Annotated in this window: 5 protein-coding genes; all 5 read left to right on the forward strand. The window is 40.5% G+C overall.

Features of this window, described 5'->3' with window-relative positions:
- The first annotated feature begins 47 nt into the window (after positions 1-47).
- The 5 genes from ISP71_04605 (at position 48) to ISP71_04625 (ending at position 7,287) form a co-directional block, all read left to right on the forward strand.
- Positions 48-545 carry a F0F1 ATP synthase subunit B gene (locus tag ISP71_04605; protein MBL6663368.1) on the forward strand — a complete coding sequence of 166 codons (498 nt, stop codon included), beginning with the start codon at positions 48-50 and terminating at the stop codon, positions 543-545.
- 1 nt (position 546) lies between these two features.
- On the forward strand, positions 547-1,101 hold the full coding sequence (atpH, locus tag ISP71_04610) for an ATP synthase F1 subunit delta (GenBank protein MBL6663369.1): 555 nt from the start codon (positions 547-549) through the stop codon (positions 1,099-1,101).
- A 10-nt stretch (positions 1,102-1,111) separates the two neighbouring features.
- Positions 1,112-2,692 carry a F0F1 ATP synthase subunit alpha gene (locus ISP71_04615; GenBank protein ID MBL6663370.1) on the forward strand — a complete coding sequence of 527 codons (1,581 nt, stop codon included), beginning with the start codon at positions 1,112-1,114 and terminating at the stop codon, positions 2,690-2,692.
- 3 nt (positions 2,693-2,695) lie between these two features.
- A complete protein-coding gene (atpG, locus tag ISP71_04620) occupies positions 2,696-3,550 on the forward strand; it encodes an ATP synthase F1 subunit gamma (GenBank protein ID MBL6663371.1) in 855 nt (284 codons plus the stop codon).
- A 161-nt stretch (positions 3,551-3,711) separates the two neighbouring features.
- Entirely contained in the window at positions 3,712-7,287 is a 3,576-nt protein-coding gene (locus ISP71_04625) for a right-handed parallel beta-helix repeat-containing protein (protein ID MBL6663372.1), read from the forward strand.
- Positions 7,288-7,519 lie beyond the last annotated feature (232 nt).

A 7,519-nucleotide genomic window follows, 5' to 3' on the forward strand; every position in this document is an offset into this window, starting at 1 on the left:
TTACAGTTTTGATTTTAGCATTTTAAAAAGAAAAATAAAGATATAATATGGATTTATTTAACGACTTTTCACTTGGCTTGTTTGTTTGGCAAACCGTTTTATTTTTAGCTCTTTTATTCTTATTAAGAAAATACGCTTGGAAACCTATTCTTAGCGCGGTAGAAGAAAGAGAAGAAGGTATTAAAAATGCTTTGGAGGCAGCAGATAACGCCAAAAAAGAGATGGAAGCCCTCAATGCTGACAACGAGCGTATTTTGCGTGAAGCAAAAGCCGAAAGAGATAGCATACTCAAGGAAGCAAGAGAGATAAAAGAAACAATTATTACTGAGGCAAAGACACAAGCTACAGAAGAAGCAGATAAGGTTTTGGCATCAGCAAGAGAGCAAATCAACAATGAAAAATTGGCGGCTATTACAGAGCTTAAAAACCAGGTAGCAGACCTTTCTATTGATATTGCAGAAAAAGTATTGAAGTCAGAATTGAAAGACGCTGACAAACAAAAAGAATTAGTAAACAACGCTTTGAAAGAGGCGGCTTTGAGTTAAGATGAGAAACACAAGAGCAACACTGAGGTATGCTAAGTCTTTACTAGAGTTAGCCAAAGAGCAAAACACATTAGAGCTTTGCAAAACAGATATGGCTAGTGTCGTATCTCTATGTCAAAACTCTAGAGAGTTAGTTTTGTTGTTGAAAAGCCCTGTGGTTAAGACCGATAAAAAACTAACCATTATAGCCGAAGTATTTGTAGGTTGTTCACCTTTGGCGTTAAGTTTTATTAACCTCATTACTAAAAAGAAAAGAGAAGCTCTATTGTTTGATATAGCACAAGGCTTTTTAGATTTATACAAAATTGACCAAGGCATTGAATCGGCAACCCTAACCACAGCTGTTGCATTAGATGAAGACACCAGACAACAAGTCTTAGACTTCATCAAAAAGCAAGGCGTTAGTCAGGTCGATTTAACAGAACAAGTAGATGAAAGCCTTATCGGTGGAGCAATCCTTAGGTTGGGCGACAAACAACTAGACGCCAGCGTAGCGCGTCAGATAAAAGATTTAAAACAATCGTTTAATAAAAACCTTTACATAAAGGACTTCTAAATTAACAACTATGGCAGAAGTAAAACCAGCTGAGGTATCAGCAATTTTAAGACAACAATTAGCAGGGTTCAAATCTGAATCGGACTTACAAGAGGTAGGAACTGTATTGCAAGTGGGTGATGGTATTGCTCGTGTTTACGGTTTAACCAACGTTCAGTCGGGTGAGCTTATAGAATTCGAAAGCGGACTACAAGGTATCGTTCTAAACTTAGAAGAAGATAATGTCGGAGCGGTATTATTAGGACCTTCTAAAGGGATTAAAGAAGGCGATGTTGTTAAAAGAACCAACCGTATTGCTTCTATCAATGTAGGAGAAGGTATGTTGGGTCGAGTAGTAGATACTCTTGGAAACCCTATCGATGGTAAAGGACCTATTCAGGGCGACACTTATGAAATGCCAATTGAAAGAAAGGCACCGGGTGTTATTTACCGTCAGCCAGTAAACGAGCCATTACAAACAGGTATCAAAGCCATCGATGCTATGATTCCGGTTGGTAGAGGACAAAGGGAGCTAATTATTGGTGACCGTCAGACAGGAAAGACTGCCGTAGCTATTGACACCATTATCAACCAAAAAGAATTTTATGATAAGGGAGAACCTGTATTCTGTATCTACGTTGCCGTAGGACAAAAAGGCTCTACCGTAGCAGCTATAGCTAAGACTTTAGAAGATGCTGGAGCATTGCCTTACACCGTTATTGTAGCGTCTAATGCTTCTGACCCTGCACCGATGCAGTTTTACGCACCACTTGCTGGAGCTGCTATTGGCGAATACTTTAGAGATACAGGTCGTCCAGCATTGATTGTATTTGACGATTTATCTAAACAAGCGGTAGCCTATCGTGAGGTATCTTTATTATTAAGAAGACCACCAGGTCGTGAGGCTTATCCAGGTGATGTATTCTACTTACACTCACGTTTATTGGAAAGAGCTGCCAAAGTGATTAATGATGATGCTATTGCCGCTCAAATGAACGATTTACCAGAATCCTTAAAAGGTATGGTAAAAGGTGGAGGTTCATTAACTGCTCTACCTATTATTGAAACACAAGCGGGTGACGTATCGGCTTATATTCCTACCAATGTAATTTCTATTACAGATGGTCAGATTTTCTTAGATGGTGACTTATTTAACTCGGGGGTTCGTCCAGCTATTAACGTAGGTATTTCGGTATCTCGTGTAGGGGGTTCGGCACAAATTAAATCCATGAAGAAAATTTCAGGAACCTTAAAATTAGACCAAGCACAGTACCGTGAGCTAGAGGCTTTTGCTAAGTTCGGTTCGGATTTGGATGCGGCTACTACGGCGGTTATCGAAAAAGGTAAGCGTAATGTGGAAATCCTTAAACAAGGTCAATACTCACCATTAAGAGTAGAAGAACAAGCAGCTATCATTTTCTGTGGTACTAATGGTCTTTTGATGGACGTACCAACTGAAAAGGTAAAGGAATTCGAAGCGGAGTTTATCGCTTTCTTACACAACAAGCACCAAGACGTCTTAGACGCTTTGGCAGCAGGTAAGTTAAGCGACGATATTACTGACACTTTACGTGCAGTATGTGCCGATTTATCTAAGAAATACGCAGCATAAACTATGGCTAACTTAAAAGAAATACGGGCAAGGATTACTTCGGTAGGTTCTACTATGCAAATTACATCTGCCATGAAAATGGTATCGGCAGCTAAGCTCAAAAGAGCCCAAGACGCCATTACACAGATGCGTCCGTATGCCAACAAGTTAAGCGAGTTATTGGTCAATCTGAGCTCTACCCTAGATGCTTCTGAAGGAGGCGTTTACGCTCAAGCTAGAGAGGTCAAATCCATACTTATTGTAGCGGTGACTTCCAACAGAGGGTTGTGCGGTGCTTTTAACAACAACGTGATAAAAGGTGCTAAGGCATTAGCTGAAGACTACGAGCAAGCTGCTTTTGTGACCATAGGAAAAAAAGCCTCTGAGTATTTTGCTAAAAACGGTTATGAAGTTATATCTTCTCATGACGACTTGTACAACGACCTTAGTTTTGCCAACACTTCGGCTATTGCCCAAGACTTGATGGATCACTTTGTAGAAGGGCGTTACGACAAAGTCGTGGTGGTGTATAACCAATTTAAAAATGCAGCTTCTCAGAACCTCATGACAGAAGCCTATTTGCCAGTAGAAACACCAGCTGACGATACAGCCACTATTGGCGATTACATTTTCGAACCTGAAAAGGAAGAAATTGTAGCCGAGCTTATCCCTAAATCATTGAAAGTACAACTTTTCAAAGCAGTTTTAGATTCTCACGCTTCTGAGCATGGCGCACGTATGACGGCTATGCACAAGGCAACGGACAATGCTGGTGAACTCAAAAGAGAACTGACCTTGACTTATAACAAGGCTAGACAAGCCGCCATTACGGGAGAAATTCTCGAAATTGTGGGGGGTGCTGAGGCCTTAAACGGTTAAGCACAAGTACATAAACAATATACAAAAGCCCGTTCGTCGGGCTTTTTTTTGTTTCATCACAAAAACCTCTATACTCGTCAAAAATTACTTGACTTTCTCATTCTTTTCTATCTAAATTTATACGCAGCTTAGTCTTGACTTAATTTTTAAAACTTAAGACTATGAAAAGATTTTTACTTCTACTTAATTTAAGCCTCTTTGCTTTGGGCTTAATGGCACAAAACAATGAGGTTTCTGGTCCAAATTTTGGGCTTTTAAACCTAACAAATGGTTTTTATCGCCCTAATTCAGAGATTCATACCTCAACATCTAATTATATGGGTTCAGCTTGCCAAGGAGAAACACACCAACTAAAATTGGTACCTAACTCATCCAGCTTTAATGATTCGCCACAACATACTATTACTCCTCTTGATAGTAGTTTTGATGTTACTATAGTCAACACTACATACCCCAATCCAGCATCTGTAACTTTCAATCAATCAGGAATATTTTATTTTTCTTTTAGTGAACATGTTGGGGTTATGTTTCATATGCTTGTATACCCTTCCGAAATTACAATAACACCTTCTAATGCTAGTATATACTTAGGTCAAGACATAGAATTATCTTCAAATAGTCAACCTAACCAATGGTCTATGGGTGATGGCACCACCTATACATCAAACCCTGTCATTCACACCTATGAAAGCACAGGCGAGTATACGGTTAACTTAAATGCAGGTAGTGAAAATTGTGAAGGACAAGCCGAAGCTATTGTTACCGTTCTTCCTAACAACCCAACAATAGCTTCTAGCAATTTAAATCCTTGCGTTAATGAGAACATTACCCTTTCAGCTTCTTGCCCTTATGAAGAAGGCGTTGGACTTTGGCAATGGTTGGTTAATGGACAAATTATTGGTAGCGGTCAGCAAATAAACTGGACACCCACAAGCGAGGGAAGTTACACCATAACCTTAAACACTTATGATATCAATAATAATCCAATAGGAAGTGCTCAACTTCAAATACAAACCCCTCCTAGTTTTTCAAATCAAAACATATTAGGCTCTAGCTTTTATTGTGGCACTCAAATATATACCATTGAAAACTATAACCCCAATTTTGAATACGACTGGTCGGTGACAGGTGGAACACTTACTGCTGACAACGGTAACACCATTACAGTTGAGTGGCTAAACAATATCTCTGGAGGACACATAGTACTGAATATATACGACCCCATTACAGGGTGTAAATCTACATCTCGCATAGAGGTCAATAAAAAATGCTGTGAAATAAATGGGCTCACCCCAGATTATGTTATCAATGACGGCTGGACACAAGACCCACTTATTGAGCTAAACGGAGGTTCTACCGTAAGCAACAAAACACTTTTTGTTAATGGTGATTTTCACGTTAATAATGAGCAAATAACATTCAATGGTTGCCGAGTTTTTGTTGCGCCTTACGCCAAAATTTTTATAGAAGAAGATGAACAAAACAATTACGGGACGCTCATTAGTAATAACTCAATATTTACAGCTTGTTTTGACACGGTTTGGTATGGTTTTGATGTAGATAGAGGACACTTAAAAATAACCAACTCCACAGTTAGCCATGCCGACCATGGTATAATTTTACGTGGAGATGGTTTCGGACAGTCTCACAACGGACAAAGTTTTTTAGAGCTTAAACACTCTCAATTTTTAAACAATAACACACATCTATTTGCCCAATACAACATTGACACCAATTCAACCATTTATGGCAATACCTTTAATGTAACTAGCCCTCATTTGATGTATCCTTACCATTATAATACGACTTCTTCAACAGGGATTCTTCTCGTTTATGTGCCCCACATTAATATTGGAGAAAATATAGCTGATAACGTTTTTAAAAAAATGTCTTTTGGAATATACAGCAGTTACTCCAATGCGACTATTCGACACAATCAATTCATTGACTTACCAGGGCTAAGCTTTTGGCCCGAACCTATTAATGGTGTTCATGTGGGAACAGCTATTTATGCCCACACCCCACATTATGAAGACCATACCTTAACTATTCACAACAACACCTTTAGAGGAAACATAGCTGCTGTTGATGCTGACAAAATGAACATTATTGCTCACAACAACCATTTTGAAGAAGGCTTTATTGGTGTGCGTACCAATTTTTTGAACAACCAAAGGGTTGATGTAAACAACAACACGTTTGAGGGTATATCTCAAGGGGTGGTATCTTTTGTTACAGGAGGGGGTAATATCAATTATTCCAAGAATAAATTTGAAGTTGGTTCGGTGGCCATTACCTCCTCTAGTGAGCCTGGCACAGCTAATGCCAATCACACGACTTCCATAACAGAAAACTGTATCGCTGACTATACCGTAGGTATATACGTCAATGGCGAATACCAAACCCAAATTAACCGCAATTGGCTATGGAATACCTTTGCTACGGGTATTTCTTTGGTTAGTGCTTTTGACACCGATGTTACTTCCAACAACATACAAGGGCAAGGGCATAACCTCATGGCTTCGACTGGCTTACACGCTACTTTGAGCGGTCTCAGCAACATTCGACGAAATACCGTTGACCATTTTCAAAGGAGTATGCAGTTTACTTCTGCCAACCACGGCACCCGACTCAGAAGCAACCTATTTAGAGACGGTAAGTATGGGGTGTACTTAGCCAACCAAGGCGTTATTGGCCCTCAAGGCAGCCCTAACGAAGCCTCCGACAACCGCTGGGTGGGTACAGGCAGTCAAGCTTGGGGCACTAACCGACCTCACCTTTTTAGCCACGATTCTTATGGAGAATTATCGCCCTTTTACCACCGCATGAACAGCCAATCTTTTAGTATGGGAGGTTTTAACCCTTTTATGTCGGATATTATGGGGGGGACTTATATTCCAGCCATACCTGTTCATTACAGTCCAGGCTACCCCATCTTGGCGGAGCAGGTGCAGTGCTTTGAGTTGTTGAACAGGGGCATTATCAATTCTTTTGACGATTACATTCATTTTGTCTTTTCGGAATGGACGGACGACTTTAACCCCTATTGGTTCAATTTTCATCAAATGGTATTGCGCTGGATAGGCAAGGAACACCACCTCTTAGAAAACCGTCCCGACTTACAAGCCTTTCTACAAGAAGCCCAACAACGCCCCATTTACAAAATTCAGCAATCGCTAAAGTATGCCTCAGAAGGGCGTTACGACAAAGCCCGAGAGACCATCAACAAACTAGAAGGCAGGAACGACATTACCCGCACCGCTAAAGAGGTGTATGATATTTATTTCGGTCAATTGGGACAAGACCGCCCTATGCGTACCCTCAGCTTAGCCAAACAAGATCGCCTCAAGGAATTGGCTAAACTCTGTCCCTTTACTCACGGTACTGCCGTTTATGTTGCCCGTTCTATGGCACGTTTTTACGATAGAGAGTGGGTCAATTACCGCAACGACTGCGAAATAGGCACCCCTTGGATAGGTGCTAGAAAGAGCACTTTTGCCCAAGACCTAAAGGTTTATCCTAATCCCTTTGCTGAGGCTTTGCACATAGAAACCAACGGTAGTCGTATAGGCATTTACGATGTTATGGGTAAGCTACACCACGAGCAAGAGGTGTTATCAGGCAATAAAAACAGCATACTGTTGGGAGACTTACCCATAGGTATCTATATCCTCAAAGCCTTTAATGACGATGGTCAGGAGTTGAGCTCCGAAAAGGTCATTAAAATACGCAAGTGATGGTAGTCAACAACACTCATACCATTCTTCACAATGCCATTCTGAACGGAGTGAAGAATCTAACCCATAGGCTAGTAGTGGGATTCTTCACTTCGTTCAGAATAGTCGTGAGCATGGTGTTCAGAATAGTCGTGTACCTTGCGTGTTTATTATGGGTAGCTAATAGCCTGAACGCTCAAAGCTTGTACAACGGCAGTTTTGAAGATCACGATTTGGACACCATCAATTGCCA

The organism is Flavobacteriales bacterium (genome assembly GCA_016779995.1).
Classification (GTDB): domain Bacteria; phylum Bacteroidota; class Bacteroidia; order Flavobacteriales; family UBA7312; genus UBA8444.